The sequence below is a fragment of the Streptomyces sp. NPDC001220 genome, assembly GCF_053597895.1.
Genome location: NZ_JBSFJE010000029.1, coordinates 40,538 through 55,167, shown reverse-complemented (window position 1 = coordinate 55,167; position 14,630 = coordinate 40,538). Strand labels below are relative to the sequence as shown.

Annotated in this window: 14 protein-coding genes and 1 pseudogene; 4 read left to right on the top strand and 11 right to left on the bottom strand. The window is 68.2% G+C overall.

The annotated features are described in order from the left end of the window. From ACWDGI_RS41965 to ACWDGI_RS41955, 3 genes and pseudogenes are all read left to right on the top strand, one after another. A partial coding sequence (locus ACWDGI_RS41965) for a tetratricopeptide repeat protein (RefSeq protein WP_450768308.1) occupies window positions 1-986 on the top strand: 986 nt, incomplete at its 5' end. A 312-nt stretch (window positions 987-1,298) separates the two neighbouring features. Further along, window positions 1,299-1,517 (top strand): annotated as a pseudogene (locus ACWDGI_RS41960) (trypco2 family protein); the annotation flags it as partial. 73 nt (window positions 1,518-1,590) lie between these two features. Further along, on the top strand, window positions 1,591-1,956 hold the full coding sequence (locus ACWDGI_RS41955; RefSeq protein ID WP_450768315.1) for a hypothetical protein: 366 nt from the start codon (window positions 1,591-1,593) through the stop codon (window positions 1,954-1,956). Between the two features lie 337 nt (window positions 1,957-2,293). Here ACWDGI_RS41955 and ACWDGI_RS41950 read toward each other — a convergent pair whose 3' ends face one another. The 3 genes from ACWDGI_RS41950 to ACWDGI_RS41940 form a co-directional block, all read right to left on the bottom strand. Then, window positions 2,294-2,578, bottom strand: a complete 285-nt coding sequence (locus tag ACWDGI_RS41950) for a hypothetical protein (protein ID WP_450768314.1) — start codon at window positions 2,576-2,578, stop codon at window positions 2,294-2,296. 79 nt (window positions 2,579-2,657) lie between these two features. After that, window positions 2,658-8,693 (bottom strand): DNRLRE domain-containing protein, encoded by a 6,036-nt coding sequence (locus tag ACWDGI_RS41945; protein ID WP_450768307.1) that lies wholly within the window; start codon window positions 8,691-8,693, stop codon window positions 2,658-2,660. A 632-nt stretch (window positions 8,694-9,325) separates the two neighbouring features. Continuing rightward, the gene (locus ACWDGI_RS41940) at window positions 9,326-9,757 is read right to left on the bottom strand and encodes a hypothetical protein (protein WP_450768306.1); all 432 of its coding nucleotides are present in this window, start codon (window positions 9,755-9,757) and stop codon (window positions 9,326-9,328) included. Window positions 9,758-10,334: 577 nt separating this feature from the next. Between ACWDGI_RS41940 and ACWDGI_RS41935 the strand changes: the two genes are divergently transcribed. Further along, entirely contained in the window at window positions 10,335-10,826 is a 492-nt protein-coding gene (locus tag ACWDGI_RS41935) for a hypothetical protein (RefSeq protein WP_450768305.1), read from the top strand. Window positions 10,827-10,950: 124 nt separating this feature from the next. Here ACWDGI_RS41935 and ACWDGI_RS41930 read toward each other — a convergent pair whose 3' ends face one another. From ACWDGI_RS41930 to ACWDGI_RS41895, 8 genes are all read right to left on the bottom strand, one after another. Next, the gene (locus tag ACWDGI_RS41930; protein WP_450768304.1) at window positions 10,951-11,214 is read right to left on the bottom strand and encodes a hypothetical protein; all 264 of its coding nucleotides are present in this window, start codon (window positions 11,212-11,214) and stop codon (window positions 10,951-10,953) included. Between the two features lie 238 nt (window positions 11,215-11,452). Then, the gene (locus ACWDGI_RS41925; RefSeq protein ID WP_450768303.1) at window positions 11,453-11,812 is read right to left on the bottom strand and encodes a hypothetical protein; all 360 of its coding nucleotides are present in this window, start codon (window positions 11,810-11,812) and stop codon (window positions 11,453-11,455) included. A gap of 69 nt (window positions 11,813-11,881) precedes the next feature. After that, window positions 11,882-12,388, bottom strand: coding sequence for a hypothetical protein (locus tag ACWDGI_RS41920; RefSeq protein ID WP_450768302.1), 507 nt, complete (start codon window positions 12,386-12,388; stop codon window positions 11,882-11,884). Further along, entirely contained in the window at window positions 12,385-12,585 is a 201-nt protein-coding gene (locus tag ACWDGI_RS41915; protein ID WP_450768301.1) for a hypothetical protein, read from the bottom strand. The genes ACWDGI_RS41920 and ACWDGI_RS41915 overlap by 4 nt, the downstream gene beginning before the upstream one ends. Window positions 12,586-12,620: 35 nt before the next feature. Next, a complete protein-coding gene (locus ACWDGI_RS41910) occupies window positions 12,621-12,944 on the bottom strand; it encodes a hypothetical protein (protein ID WP_450768300.1) in 324 nt (107 codons plus the stop codon). After that, window positions 12,941-13,309 (bottom strand): WhiB family transcriptional regulator, encoded by a 369-nt coding sequence (locus ACWDGI_RS41905; RefSeq protein ID WP_450768299.1) that lies wholly within the window; start codon window positions 13,307-13,309, stop codon window positions 12,941-12,943. Before ACWDGI_RS41905 ends, ACWDGI_RS41910 begins: the two co-directional genes overlap by 4 nt. Continuing rightward, complete coding sequence (locus ACWDGI_RS41900) at window positions 13,306-13,983, bottom strand: GGDEF domain-containing protein (protein ID WP_450768298.1); 678 nt, start codon at window positions 13,981-13,983, stop codon at window positions 13,306-13,308. Before ACWDGI_RS41900 ends, ACWDGI_RS41905 begins: the two co-directional genes overlap by 4 nt. An 87-nt stretch (window positions 13,984-14,070) precedes the next feature. After that, on the bottom strand, window positions 14,071-14,508 hold the full coding sequence (locus tag ACWDGI_RS41895) for an RRQRL motif-containing zinc-binding protein (protein ID WP_450768297.1): 438 nt from the start codon (window positions 14,506-14,508) through the stop codon (window positions 14,071-14,073). Window positions 14,509-14,630: the final 122 nt, after the last annotated feature.

Here is a 14,630-nt window from a genome sequence, read left to right as displayed (position 1 = left end):
AGGAGGTACGGCGCTTCGACGAAGCCATCAACGCCCTAACCCAGGCCGCCACCATCTTCCGCAACACCGGCGACCGCCACCGCGAAGGCGGAGCGCTCAACAACCTCGGCAACGCCCTGCAGGAGGTACGGCGCTTCGACGAAGCCATCAACGCCCTAACCCAGGCCGCCACCATCTTCCGCAACACCGGCGACCGCCACCGCGAAGGCGGAGCGTTCAACAACCTCGGCCTCGCCCTGCAGGAGGTACGGCGCTTCGGCGAAGCCATCAACGCCCTAACCCAGGCCGCCACCATCTACCGCGAACTCGGCGACCGCCACCGCGAAGGCGGAGCGCTCAACAACCTCGGCCTCGCCCTGCAGGAGGTACGGCGCTTCGACGAAGCCATCAACGCCCTAACCCAGGCCGCCACCATCTACCGCGACACCGACGACCGCCACAGCGAAGGCCAGGCGCTGAACAACCTCGGCAACGCCCTGCAACAGCTACGGCGCTTCGACGAAGCCATCAACGCCCTAACCCAGGCCGCCACCATCTTCCGCGACACCGACGACCGCCACAGCGAAGGCACCACACTGAACAACCTCGGCGCCGCCCTGCAGGAGGTACGGCGCTTCGACGAAGCCATCAACGCCCACAACCAGGCCGCCACCATCTACCGCGACACCGACGACCGCCACAGCGAAGGCCAGGCGCTGAACAACCTCGGCAACGCCCTGCAACAGCTACGGCGCTTCGACGAAGCCATCAACGCCCACAACCAGGACCTGGCCATCTGTCGCGAACTCGGCGACCGCCACGGCGAAGGCACAACGCTGATCAACCTCGGCACCGTCCTGCAGAGGGTACGGCGCTTCGACGAAGCCATCAACGCCCACAACCAGGCCGCCACCATCTTCCGCAACACCGGCGACCGCCACCGCGAAAGCCAGGCGCAGACGGCCTTGGCAATTGCGCACAACGAGCGCTGGATGAGGCGGAGCTGAGAGCAACCGCGTTGTGTGGGGGATCGGCCGTGCATAGGCGTCCACTCGACGAGAACCTTGATCAGGTTGTCTTTCGGTGTCAAGCAGGTGCCGACATCGTCGGTGTGACTCTGACACCTTGGGCTGGCCACTGGACGCTGCGGAGCTCGTACCGACGCCGACCGGGGAGATGCACTCTCGGTCGGCACGGGGCGGCTCGCGGGCCGGGCCCGCCACTGCGACGGTGCGGAAGCGCTGCGGGAAGTATCACGGCTACGACATGCTGATTGTTTTCCGGGGGCGCCAGTTCGGCGCAGTGCATGGGGGGTTTGCGTGGACGCGAAGGTCACGTTGGCGGAAGCGTTGATGGAGTTGCGGCGTGAGCTGTATGCCGCGCAGGACGACGGGGCCGGCCAGCAACTGCGGTTCGAGGTGGAGCAGGCACAGCTGACGCTGAATGTGGAGTTCCGCCGCGGCGGTGACGGCAAGGTGAAGGTCGAAGTCGGCTTTCCCGGTGTCAAGGCCGGTGCGGAGGCGGGCCCCAAGTTGGAGGCCACCCATCGCACCCCTGGGGCATCGCGACCAGGAGCGGCGCAAGGACCGCGATCACCACACCCAGAGCGTCTTGCAGGCCGCGGGTATCGCTTCGGCGAAGGTGATCTGCCATCGGGACACGTGGTCGTTCCTTATCGAGCAGACCTCGCAGCACTCTCACTTCCGCGTGCCCGAGCGCATCAACGACCTCGACGACGGAATGATCGAGACCTTCCTCTCCGGGCGTTCGGTGCTGGCCGACCTCGTCACCATGCGCAAGGTCCGCGAGACCAGCGTCCAAGACGAGGAGGACATGGCGACCTGGGCATTGGCCTGCGCGATCTACCGACGCACACAACTGGCCGTTACCGACACCACCCACGGCCGTCCTGCCGGTGCGCAGGTCACCACCATCGTCCTGGACGACCGCCCGCAGGCCACTGGCGAAGCTGCCTGACCACGCTCGGAACGCAAAATGGGCCCGGCCCCCACAGATGCGGGGGCCGGGCCCTTGTAGCCGGTGCTTCAGTGCGTCAGGACGCGTGGGAGGTGGGCGTTCAGGTGCTGAGTTGCGGCGGGGATGCCTTGGTCAGCGAGGCGCTGCGCGAGGAGGTTGGTGAGTGCGCATGCGCTTTTGCGGACCAATACCCTGCCGTGCTCGCAGGCCCGAGGACGTCACATCCTGCGTTCTGCGTCCCCTGCTGTCGTCACCGACGTCCTGCTCGCCACCGGCGCCGCCGGCTTTCCCGGCGGTGTAGTTGGCCGAGGGGCCGGTCGTCTCAACGCGTGCGGTGTCAGGCAACCCAGCCGATGAGGACACCGCTCAACAGGCAGGCTGCTCCGGCCAACCATAGGGGCCGTTCTTGCTCGGACCTCCAGCGGTCTATCGCGATGGTGGCGAACACGGCGATGCACAGTCTGAAAAAGATGTCGGCCAGTCCGTCGTCGCGGCCGGTGAGGATCTGGCTCGCGGTGAACCCCACCGCGGTCCATACCGCCAGGGGCTTCATGGCGGATCTGCCGTCGGTGACGAGCAGAGCCATGATGAAAACCGCCTGCACCACTTCAATGATCAACATGGGTACCTCTCAAAGGTCGGGGAGGCGGCGGGATGAAGGGTGATCCTCCCTCCCGCCACCCTTTCAGCTTTCGGCCGGCTTACTTACAGCCGTTCTTCTTGCCCCAGTAGGTGTAGGGGATCAGTCCCGGGTACGCCCAAGGCCAGCGCAGTTCGAGGCAGTGGTGAACCTTGTTGGCCCACTTCGCCTTGCGCTCGATCACCACGGCGTCCAGCGTGAAGAAGTCAAGCCAGGCGTTCTTTCCCAGCCCGACGACCGCGGCGAAACCGACCGCGTGGTCGGCCCACCAGGCGTAGTTCTCGGCGTGGAAGGTCTCGCTCTTGTTGAGCCGGAATCGGATGCCGTAGTAGTGCGTAGACCACGTCCACTGGCCCGTCAGATCCAGATCGTTCACCGGGTCGCTCGGGTAGGTGTAGGCATCAGAGTTGCCGCCGTAGACAGAGTCCGTGCTGAGGAAGCGGCCGACGGCAGGCGCGTAGAGGCGGACACCCATCAGGACAGCGCCGCTGAGGGTGCCCGACGGACGCTGGTAGCCTCCGAGCCACCCGTAGGTGCCGCCGGCGGTGCTGTCCAGCGCGTTGCCGTACTCGTCGTAGTGCTGGACGGTGCTGGCGACGGACGTGTCCAGCGGCTGCTGCACGGTGACGTCCCCGTGGATGTTGGTCAGTTGGAGGACGATGTTCCCGCTTGCCGACGTCGTGGCCCCCAGATCACCCGTGACGTCACGAACAACGCGGCTGAGGGTACTGCCGGTCTTGCTCCAGGTCGGGCTGTCGCAGCCGCACCCGTAGTGGTTGGTGACCGAAGCGGTGTCAGTCCAGGTGCCGTCAGCCCCCTGAGTCTGGGTCGTCTGCGTGCCGAGACGGTAAGCGGCGTCAAGGCTCCAGTTGTTGCGTGTGGATCCGACGGTCTCCGAAGCGACCAAGTCGTTGGTGTAGTAGGACAGGGCGGTGGTGCCGTCGGTGGTGGTGCGGCCAAGGGCGTCGTATGCGTAGCCGCTGTTGACCAGGCGATCTGCCGAGTCGTAGGTGTAAGGCGTGGTGATCGTGGTGGTGTTGTCGGTGCTGCTGTTGCAGTCGTCCGAGCTGGTCTTCAGCTGGGTGCGGTTGCTGTTGCTGTCGAACGTGTAGGCGCGGGTGGTGCAGCCGCTGGCGGTGGTGTCGGCGGCCTGGGTGAGGCGGCCGGTACCGTCGTAGGTGTAGGCGGTGTCGACGCTTGGCCCGTCGGTCTGGGTGTCGCCGAGTTGCTGTCCGTCCGCCGAGTACGCGGCTGTGTCTGCGGCGACGGTTGTGCCGTCGCTTGCCGTGTACTGCCGGCCGGTCTCGTTGCCCGCTGTGTCGGTGCTGACCGCCAGGCTGTACCCGCCCGGCAGACTCTGCGACGTGAGGATGCCGTCGGCGTCGTACGCGCTGGTGAACGTGCCGGCGACCGAGTCCGCCAGACTCTTCACGTTGCCCGCCGTGTCGTACGCGTATGTCACGGTGGAAGGAGCCGAGTCGGTGGTCTTCACCGTCCGGTCGAGGGCGTCATAGGCCCGGGTCGTGGTGTTGCCCGTGCCGTCGTCGTAGGTCAGGAGCCGTCCGAGAGCGTCGTAGGTGTAGGCGACGGTCTGGCTGCCTGAGGACTGGGAGGCGATCTGCCCGTTGTCCTTGTCGTAGGCGAAGCTGGTGTTGGGGGTCGTCTTGCCGGTGCCGCCGGTGACCTCGCTCTTGAGGGTCCGGCCTGCGGCGTCCGTGGTGATGGTGGTGGTGCGGGTCACGCCGTTGGCGGTCTCCGCCTTGGTGGTGGCCTGACCCCAACGGTTGTAGGTGTAGGTGGTGGTGACCGCCTCAGTCGGGTTATTGCCGCCACCGGTGATCGCGGCCGCGGGTGCGGTACGGCACAGCAGCCCGGCCCATTCGGGGTGGCTGCCGCAGGTGCCCGAGCCGTCTGCGGTGTAGTAGGTGTAGTTCAGCGTGTCCGCGTCCGAGCCGGAGGAGCCGGCGGTGCGGGTGGTGGCTACCCGGCCGGCGTCGTCGTAGGCCGTCACGGTGTTGGTGGTGGCGCCGCCGGCGACTGCCAGCTGCTGGCCTGTCGACCAGTCGTAGGTGGTGGTGATGGTGCGGGTGTCGCCGTCTGCGGAGTATCCGGCGACGGAGGCTCCGGTCTGCGTGGTGGTTACCAGGTCCGAGACCGCCGCGTCACCGGGGCGGTTCTGGTCGTAGGTGTACGAGGTGTGCGACCGGGCGGGAACCACCGAGCCTGCGGGCAGTGTGCCGCCGTCTCCCTTGAGTTCGCCGGTGAGGGTGACCTCGTGCAGCGGTCCGTACACGTCCAAGAGCCGCACGCCGTCAGTGGAGTACTCGGAGACGGTGGCGAGCTGCCGGGCGCGGTCAGCGGTAGCCAGGTCGGTCAGTCCGAGTCCGGCCAGTTCGCTGGAGGCACCACTGGAAGTACCCAACGCGAGCGCGCGGTTGGCGGCCGTCAGGCTGCTGATCTCGTGTCCGTACACGTCGTGGTCGGTGGCGGTGATGGCGCCGCCCGGCGCCGCCGAGTCGCTTTCCCGGCCGTCGGCGTTGATGTAGGTGATGGTGGCGCGGCCGTAGTCGCCGGACGCCAGGTCCTTTCCGGTGTGGGACGACGGCACGGAGTCAGCCGGGAAGACGGCGGTCGCGTCGGTCGGGGCGTCTTGCTGGGCCCAGCTTGCAACCGTGTCGGCATCCATGGCGTAGGGCGCGTTACCGTCGCTGAGCGGGACGTCGTAGACAACGCTGGTGGTCGCCGTGCCCGAGGTGGTGCTCGCGCTGCCCTCGGCCAGGGCCGCGTGGGAGGCGCTCAGCAGCATTCCCGCGCCCGCGGTCGCGGCGGAGCCGGCCTTGCCATATGCGAAGGTCCACGGCAGCTCACCGGGCTGGGTGAGGGTGCTGACGCGGCCGTCGGAGTCGTACGCGTACCGAGTTTTCAGCGTGGGGCTGATGCGCGGGTCCCACACCTCACGCAGCCGGCCGGAGGCGTCGTATGCGTAGGAGGTGATGGTTTCGGCGGTGGCGGCGGAGGCGCCCGGGTTGGTGGCCCACAGCGTGATCGCCTTGACCTGGCCCGTGTAGTCGGCGAATGCCGAGTCAGTGGCGGTGGTCGTGGTGGCGTACACGAACTCCAGTACTCGGCAGCCCTTGGTGGATGGATCGGCCTGGCAGGTCGATTCCTTCACGCCGGCCGTCGGCGAGATCACGTACTTGGGGCGGGCCAGGGTCTGGCTGCCCGAGGGGACGGTCTCCGAGACAGTGGTGACGGTGGAGTCGTCCACTGCGGTCGCGGACGAGGACAGCGTCCAGGTGGTGGCCGTGTCCGCCGCCTTGCTGAACACCGTTGTGTCTGCGTCGGTGTCGGTGAGCGTGAACTTCGATCCGGAGAGAGTGCCGGTGAGGGTCAGGTTCTCGTCGCCGGTCTCGGGCTGCCAGCCGCCACCGGAAGTGGCGGTGAAGGCGATCGAGCTGCCGTCCGCGCTGAGCAACTCCACCGATGTGCCGGAGGTCTTGCGGATCTGTGTGTAGGTGCTGTCGGCGGCGTCGACGGCTGACGTCCAGCCGGGGCCGAAGGTCTGAGCCTGGCCTTCGGTGTCGTTGTCGTTGGCCCGTGAGGAATAGGCGCGCTCGACATCGGCGTCGAAAGCTGAGGCGTCGGTGGCCGACAGTGTGTAGTCGCCGGTGAGCTCGTTGACGGTGCCGGGTCCGACCTGAGCGGTCGGGGCGGCCCCGGCGTCACGGTCGATGGTGACCTCGACTGTCTGCGAGTGGCCGGTGGTGGTGCCGTCGGTGAAGGCGGCACGGAGCTGAATTGCGCCGTCCTCGGTGAGGGAACCGACCGTGTTCCAGACCAGATTGGTGGCGGTGCCGTCGGTGACGGAGACCGGCCAGGACAAGACGGTGTCACCGGAGGCGGTGACGTCGCCCACCGGGACAGTGTGCCAGTCGTCGGTCTCGCCGCGGCGGTACTGCCAGGTCACGCCCGTGTAGGAGGTCCGGCCCTTCGCGGACAGGGTAAGCCGGCGGGCGGTGGTGTCGCCGTCCTTCGGAGACAGGACCGCGGCGCCGTCGGTGCCCACGCCGAAGGAGTACTTGGTGGTGGCGGAGGACAGGTTGCCGCCGGAGTCGACGGTGCGGGCGTACAGCGTGTGCCAGCCGTTGACCGGGTCGATGCTGATAGTGGCCGCGTCACCGCCGTTGCCGTCGGTGGTGTCCAGCTTTTTGTTCGGCAGGGTGCTGTCGTCCAGGCCCCAGTAGTAGCCCGCGCCGTCGGAGGACGAAGTGTCGACCGCGCATGACACCGCACCGCTTGCCTTCGTCGTCCAGCCGTTCTCCTCGTACGTGTCACAGGCGACCGTCGGGGCGGCGGGGGCTGATGTGTTCAGCGTGAACGTCGTGTAGCCGGACCAGGAGCCGAAGTCGGTGCCGTCGTAAGCCCGGACCCGATAGCGCAGATGGGTGTCGGCGGGGAGGGCGGAGGCGGACGGAATCGTCAGTTTGGCCGTCGAACCGGAGGCCACCGAGGACGACGTACCGGTGTAGGAGTAGGTAGTGTCCGGGTGTGCCGGATCCGCCGTGATCTCGAACTGGGCCTTGGTGCTGGAGCCGTCCGGGTCGGTCACCTTGGCCGACAGGGTCGGGGTGGGCGAGGTGACGTACCGGACACCGTTGTAGGCGTTGACCTGCGAGGGCGAGATCGCGACCGAAGCAGGCACCGACGGATACGAGTTGTAGGTCACCGAGAGCTTCGGCGCGTAGCCAGAGGTCGTGTAGTTGGCCGAGCGAAAGCGCCGCCAGTTGGTGGAGTCCTTCTCGTCCGAGCTGCGCAGCTGGATGCCGTTGTTCGCAATGCCGTTAGCCCAGTCCTGGACCATGCCGGTGACTGTCCAGTTCGACCAGTTCGCGGCGCAGGAGGAGTCGTAGCCCCAGTGGCCTGTGTTGGAGGCCATGTTGATCGTCGTGGTCGACGGCTGCGCCCCCCAGGTGAGGGTCGTGGTGTCCAGCGCGGACGTGAGCCGCTTGGCCTGGGTCGACGCGGAGCTGGAGCAGCTGGATGAGTAGTAGGAGTACAGCGACATCGTGGCCGAGGTGATGTGCGTGCCCTTGAACTTCGACGTGTCGAACTTCAAGTACGAGCGCGCTGTGTCGCTGCCGGCGTCATACGTGCCCGACTTCAGCTCCTGCGAGGAGATCTGTGAGTCAGGGTAGTCCGGGTTCTGCACCCAGGTGTCGGTGGTGACCGCAAGCGTGGTGGTCGGGTCGACCGTCACCGGATACGTCGCGGTCGACAGGAAGGTCTTGTCCGGGGTCAGGACCAGGGTCTGGGAGCCGTCGTCCGCAGTCTCAATCTTTGTCGCGACCTGGTACTGGTGCGCAGACTCACCCGACGCTTCGTCCTTGGACGCGTCCCACATCATCGGCGCTGGGGCCTCAGCTACCAGCTTGCCGTCGGAGTCCTTGAGCAGCAGATGACCAGACTCGGTCTGGGACAACTTCAGGCTGTCCAGTTCCAGAGGGATGCGGTACGAGACCGTGTCATCATCCGGCTGCTGGGTCAGCTTGATGTTCTCGGAGAAGCCCTGCGCGAGTGCAGTGACGGACAGGGTCTGGCCGCTGCCCAAATCATAGGAAGCAGTGCTGTCCTTCACCGACGGCGTGGGCAGCGCGTCCTCCCAGCCCAGCCCGAAGGAATCCTTCCCCTTCGCCACCGATGCCAGATGCGTGTCCCCGCCGTCGGAAACCGCGATGTCTGCCGCGGCCGCGTCCGGAGTGAGGTTCGCGCCGGTGTCGGACAGCGAGGTATCGATGTCCTTCCAGGCCCCGTCCTCCTTCACCCGCACTGGACCGGCGTACGCGTCGGTCTCTAGCTCCCCACTGGGCAGCGCATACGTCGTCGAGTCCGTCATCCGTTCCGACAGCACCTCGATCTTCCGGTCCTGCAACCGCGCCATCAGCAGAGCGGAGGCCTCCGAATCCGCCGACGAGGCCGCAGGCTTGGACGTGTCCGAAGCCGTCGTCGCCTCCGGCGTACCAGAATCAGTCGCGAAGGCCGCCCCCGTCCCCAGCGACATCAGCGCGGTCTCGACCGCCAGTACGACAGCCACCGTCATGGCAGTCCGTCTGAGCCGGACTGTTCGGCGTGGCGACCCCTCCCGCCACAGGTTGTGTCTCATCTATGCCCCTCCGACAACCGTGAGGGATGCGTGCGCATCCCGTGTGGAGGGTGAGGTAAGAGGAGCTATCTGTCGCGGAGGTTAACGACTCCGGCTCTGACCTGGGCTAACGCGCGCTCAGATCTTCCTCAAATCTCTTGTCTTATATAATCCTTGACTTATTCATGACCTTGAATGCTGTATACCGACCAAGAGATCAGCAGACGCAATCCCTGCGAGATGTGACCAATCCGGCAACCACCCTCCCTCGCTGGCCCCCTCGGAGCCCGCAAGAGAACCTCAGAGATCCTTTGCGGAACTGTGATCGGTGACATCCATAGCCCTGAACTGGGACGACGCAGAAAACACCGCGGCTGGGCACCGTCGGCCGGTGACACCATCCGTACGAGACACTGGCCCGCCGCTACCTGAAGGCGACGGGCCAGTGCACCCACTACGTCACGGTTGTGCGGCCCACCGAACGCGGCGACGGCGAATTGAAGCCACGTCTTATGACGGGGAGTCCGGATGCCTCCAGACTGAGCTCGAAGAGGTTGACTGCGGCACTGATGACTCGGGCGGCGCAAGGGCTACAGGCGGGCGCCCGCGGTTCCGAGCCGGGACTGGGCGCCTGCGGAGGCGTTGTCGTTCCATCCGTTGTTGATCTGCATGTAGTGGAGCATCGAGCGGGAGTGGCGGGCCCAGCCGCCTTGGTCGGCGATGGTGATGCTGTCCTTGCCGTGGTGGCGGGCGACGGAGGCCAGGCCGATGCACAGGGAACGCCCGGTCCAGGCGATCGGCATCCCGGCCCGTCTGGAGATCCTCTTGATGGCACGGGTGACCGAGTCGGGTCCCATGCCGCCGGTGAGGTGGCCCCAGCGGTCGATGCCGACGAACGCGGGCGCCGACGGGTCGGTCGCCGACTCGCCGTGCTCGGCGGCCAGCCGGGTGCGGTAGGCGATCCAGGCCCGGGCCGGGCAGATCTCGGGGTCGTCCGCGTAGCGGATCTTGGCGTTGCGCACCGAGTGCTTCCGCTCGGCGTCATACGGTCCCCGCCCTTCATCCTGACCCGGCGTCATATCCCGGTTTGTCGCGTCGGATAAGGGGAGCTTAGACGCGACCCTCGCCTTCCTCCCCAGGAGTGCCGTCGCAGGTCAGAGCAGTGGCGGCTGCGTCGCCGGCCGTGGTGCGGTCCGGCACGGGCCTCCGCAGCACCCCGGTGCCGCTCACGGGGCCGATCCTTTTTTACGCCGCTTTGACGAACGCCCTGTCGGCACAGGATGCACCGCCCTATGACTGACTCCGGAACGCAGGAAGGGCACGGTCCCCGCGGATGCGGGGGACCGGGCCCTTGTTGGTAGTTCAGTTCTTCAGGACGCGTGGGAGGTGAGCGTGCAGGTACTGGAGTTGCTGTGGGGATGTTCCGGTCGGTGAGGCGTTGCGCGAGGAGGTTGGTGAGTGCGCATGCGCGGTGCCGGCCGCCTGTTCTCTCGCCCATTGCGAGTTGTTGCTTCCATAGCCCACCCGCCTTCTATCACCCTAGACATCCAAGGGTTTCCAAGACTTGCTAGGAGTTTCCGGGGTAGCTAACCTGACGGCATGACAGACACCGCGACCACCAACCGCTGCTACTGCGGCTGCCAGACCGCCATCGGCTACGGACGCACCTTCGCCGCCGGTCATGACAAGATCGCCGAAGCCGCCTACCTCGCCGTCCACCACAACAGCTCCGTCGCCGAACTCCTCAAGAGCCAGGGCTACGGCCCCGACAACCCCGTCACCGACGCAGCCGTCGAAGCGGGCGCCTGGAAGAAGTGCGACCACTGCGAATACAAGGGCGCCCCTGAAAGCATCCGCAACCACATGGCCAAGGTGCAGAAGGCTGAGAACACCCAGCGAGAGTCCCTGGAGAAGTCCGTTCGCGCGCTCGGCGGAACGTGGGACCCGAGCCGCGGAATGCAAACCCTGCGAGACGCCGGTTACCACCCCTCCGAGAAGTACATCCGAGAGGTGTACCGACGGCTGGCGGACAGTGGCCTGCTGGAGAGGGTGGATGAGCACCGGGCCATCTACTTCGTCATCGAGAAGTAGGGCTAGCAAGTGGGCCCTGTGCTCGTGAAGATCGGGCCAGGGGACACGTCCCCTGGCCCGATCTTCACGGCCCGGTACTTCCGAAGCTGCGGAAGTACCGGGCCGTGAAGGGCTGTTGCCGGGCTTATGTGTGGGCGAGTTCCTCCAGCAGTGCGTCGAGGAACTCCGGGTCGCCGTCGTCGTGGAGGCCGATCTGTGCGCAGGTCATGCCAGCGGCGTGCAGGCGGTTGCGGGTGGTGGCGTGTCCGGGGTGGAGACGTTGAAGGTGTTGTGCGTGCGGGGTGGCTTCCTCGGTGCGGTCGAGGAGCGCGGCGAGCTGACCGGTTGTGAGGTCGGTGTGGCCGGTGGCGGCGAGGGCGCGTTGCACGGCACGGTCGTAGGCACTCATGGGCGTCTACCGTAGCTGGGAACGGTCCGACCCGGGCGAGGACGTCAAACGGCGTCCAAGGGTCATCCGTCCGGGTCGGTGGTGGCCGTCCAGGTCGAGGATGTCGCGGGTGGCGGCGGGTTCGTGCAGCCGGTCTCGGACGTCCTCGACACGGTCAGCCTCCGGCAAGACGGGGCGGCCCTGGTGGTCGGTTTCGAGGTGCAGGAACCCAAACGACACCAAGACGATCGGTACACGGTCAGGCATGGTCGCTCCCGTCGGGTACGGGTTGGGTGTAGCGGATCTCCTTGCCAAGGGTGCGTGCGTATTCGATCTCGCGGCGGGTGCTGTCGCCGATGTATCCGCCGGGGTTGACGACCAGGACGTCGTCGACGAGGTCAATCTTCCGCAGGTGGAGGTCGTCCAGCATGCGCTTCATACGGTCGGCCCGGTCGGGCGTCGACCACAGGGCGTGCGGCTCCCGCAGGTTGCAGCCGGGGGCGAGGACGATGCGGCCGGCGGCCGTCTCGTACAGGGCGGCCTCGGCGAACTGTTCCCAGAAGCGGGTGGATCCGCACAGGACGACGATCGCCGGGCGGGAGGTGGGGTCGGTGGGCAAGGGGTCCTTCCGGTCGGAGTGCAGGAACGGGGGGCGGCCCACCGTGCGCAGGGCGGGCCGCCCTGGTGGTCAGGAGACGGCCGGGTAGAGGGCCGCGGCGGTACGAATGCTGCCGCAGTCGACGGCGCACTCGGTGAGGTGCGGTGAGCGGCCCTGGGTGGGGGCGAGGTCGGTGAGGACGTCGACCAGAACGCCCTCGGTGTCGAGGGTGATGTCGACGTAGCCGCGTCCGCAGGTGCACGGCACGATCAGGGTCAGGATGTCCTGGGCGCCGTCGTCCACGGTGATGCGGAGGGTGTGGTGCAGCCACGCGCCGCCGTCCAGCCAGGCCACGGCGGAGGGTTCGAGACGGCGGCCGTCGACGGTGACGGACGGGTAGCCCTGCCAGTCGACCGCGTCGACCACGCAGGCGAGCGTCTCCGAGTAGGCGTAGTACACGTGGTGGGCGGCGGCGGTTTCGGCGTCGTCGCGCTGCTCGTCGTCGTCCGGTCCGGCCGTGTCGGTGGCGATGCCGAGCAGGACGGCGAGCGGGCTGTCCGGCGCGAACGGGCGGGTGCGGGGCAGCGGGCTGGTCATCGTGTCTCCGATCGGGACGTGGTGCGCGAGGTGCGGGGGCGGGGGGTACGCGATGCGAGCGCCAGCGTCAGCAGCTCGCGGTTGCGGCGCTGCTGTTCGGGGGTGAGCGGCCGGGGCGTCGGCCCGTGGCGGTGCCAGCACAGCGAGGCCGGCGGTTCGGGGTAGGCAAGGGCGCGGTCGCGGGGGGTGCTGCTCATGGGTGAGCCCTCCGTGCGGAGTGATCGAGCAGGGGTCAGGCGTGGTCGCCGGGGTCGCTGGACTTGGGCTGGGCATCGGAGGCAAACCGGCCGAACGCTCTCGCTTCCCCGGGGTTCTTGGTGATCCAGGCCTCAGCGCAGACCTTGTGCGTGGCCTCGCCTGCATGGGAGCGCATCGGTGTCGGACTGCCGCACAGCGCGCACGGCTTGGTCCTGCGGTGGTCGAAGTGGCGGGGATCGCGCCGGTCCAGGAGGGCGCCGGGCGCGGGGACCAGGCCGGGCACGAGCGACTTCCTGCCGGGTCGGTCCTCTACTGCGCCGTTCTCTGCCGCGACCGTGGCCCGGGTGGCGGTGCTCATGCGGCACGGTCCGGCGCCATGGTCCGATCCTTACGGGCCTGCTCCTGGTCGGCGAGGACGTCGACCCAGTCAGGACCGAGCCGGGCCGCCAGGCGGGACCGCAGCTGGGTGCGCTGTCGGGGCGTGGTGCCCGCGATGATCCCGACCGGAGTCACGTCCTTGTTGACCAGTGCCCACAGGAGACAGTCGGCGGCCAGCGGGCATCGTGCGCACGCGCTGCGGGCCTGCGCCAGCTCCGGCACCTTGCGGGCGTAGTCGCCTCGCTCGAAGTCGAACAGGGCTGGGGTGCGCTGGCAGCGGGTGGCGATCGTGCTCTGGGGGCGGGGGAAGCGCGGGTCTTCCGTGCCGTGGCGGTAGAGGGTCATGCGGCCTGCCCCCATGCGTGAGTGCCGGGGCGGCCGTCGCGGCGGCCGTTGACGGACGGGACTGTGACGTCGTCGCGGGTCGCGAGGGTGACACGGCCGGAGTGCTTGCCCGCGTACAGGGCCGCGTCGGCGGCCCGCTGCAGCGTGCTCAGGTCGCGGCTGCCGGTCGCGGCCGGGGACGCGGCGCCAACCGAGACGGCGACGTCGACGGTGTAGCCGTCGTCCAGGACGACCGGCGTGCACAGCATGCGGAGCAGCTGCTCGAAGCGCCGGCCGCGGGCGCCGGTCTCCAGCTCCAGGACGACGGCGAACTCATCGCCCCCGAGTCTGCCGACCGCACTGTGCGGGCCCGCCCATGCGGTGAGCCGGGCCCCAGTCGCGGCGAGGACCGCGTCCCCGGCCGGGTGCCCGTACGTGTCGTTGACCGTCTTGAAGTGGTCGACGTCGACCAGGACCACGGCGGCACGGCCGCTATGGCGGGCGAGGATGCGGCGGGCGCGGGCGGTGTAGGCGTCGCGGCGCAGCAGGCCGGTCAGCGGGTCACGGCGGGACGCGGCCAACTGCCGGTGCAGCGCGACCGCGTGGACGGTCCAGCCGGTCAGCGGCACGGCCGCCGTGGTGATCAGGAGGGTGCGCTGCCCGATCCGGGCATGCGCGAGTAAGGCCGGGTTCATACTGGGAGGTCTCTCTCGTCTCGTGCGGGCAGAGGACCCGGGGCAGGCGCATGTGTTTGGACGCCTTGTGCCTGCCCCAGGGCAGAGCTATCGGGCGAGGGTGTAGCTGTCCGGAGCGGCCGGGGTGCCGTCGAAGCACTCCAGGCAGGTGCCGAGGGTCCGAAGCGGAAGGCAGTGGTAGTAGCGCCTGCCGCACGGGCCGGGGCAGGTCTGCCGGGCGGCCATCGCGTGGTCGAGCGCGCGCTCCTGAGCGAGGCTCGGGACGCGCTTGGGGACGGCCGCGGCGACGGCGAACAGCCAGGCCCGGGTGGGGTGGTTGCAGGCCCATTGCGGCCGGTAGGAGCACCACTTGCAGCGCAGGACGGCGACCGGGTCGTGTCCGCCGGGGCTGAGTCCGAGGTCGCGTAACTGGCGGCGGGTGACGAGCCCGGCCGGGACGGCGGTGCGGTCGTACTCGGGGAGCCGGGCCGCGTCGCGCGCTGTCCGGACCACTTCCCGGCGGCGCCGCTTCCGGGTGCGTGGCATCACCGGTTCCAGGTGCCGGGCAGTCGTGCCGGGCGGTGCGGGTAGCGGGGGCCGGGGCGCTGGGGGCGGGGCCGGCCGATCCGGCGGCGTGGGCGGGGGATGAGCACGGGCGGGTCCTCCAG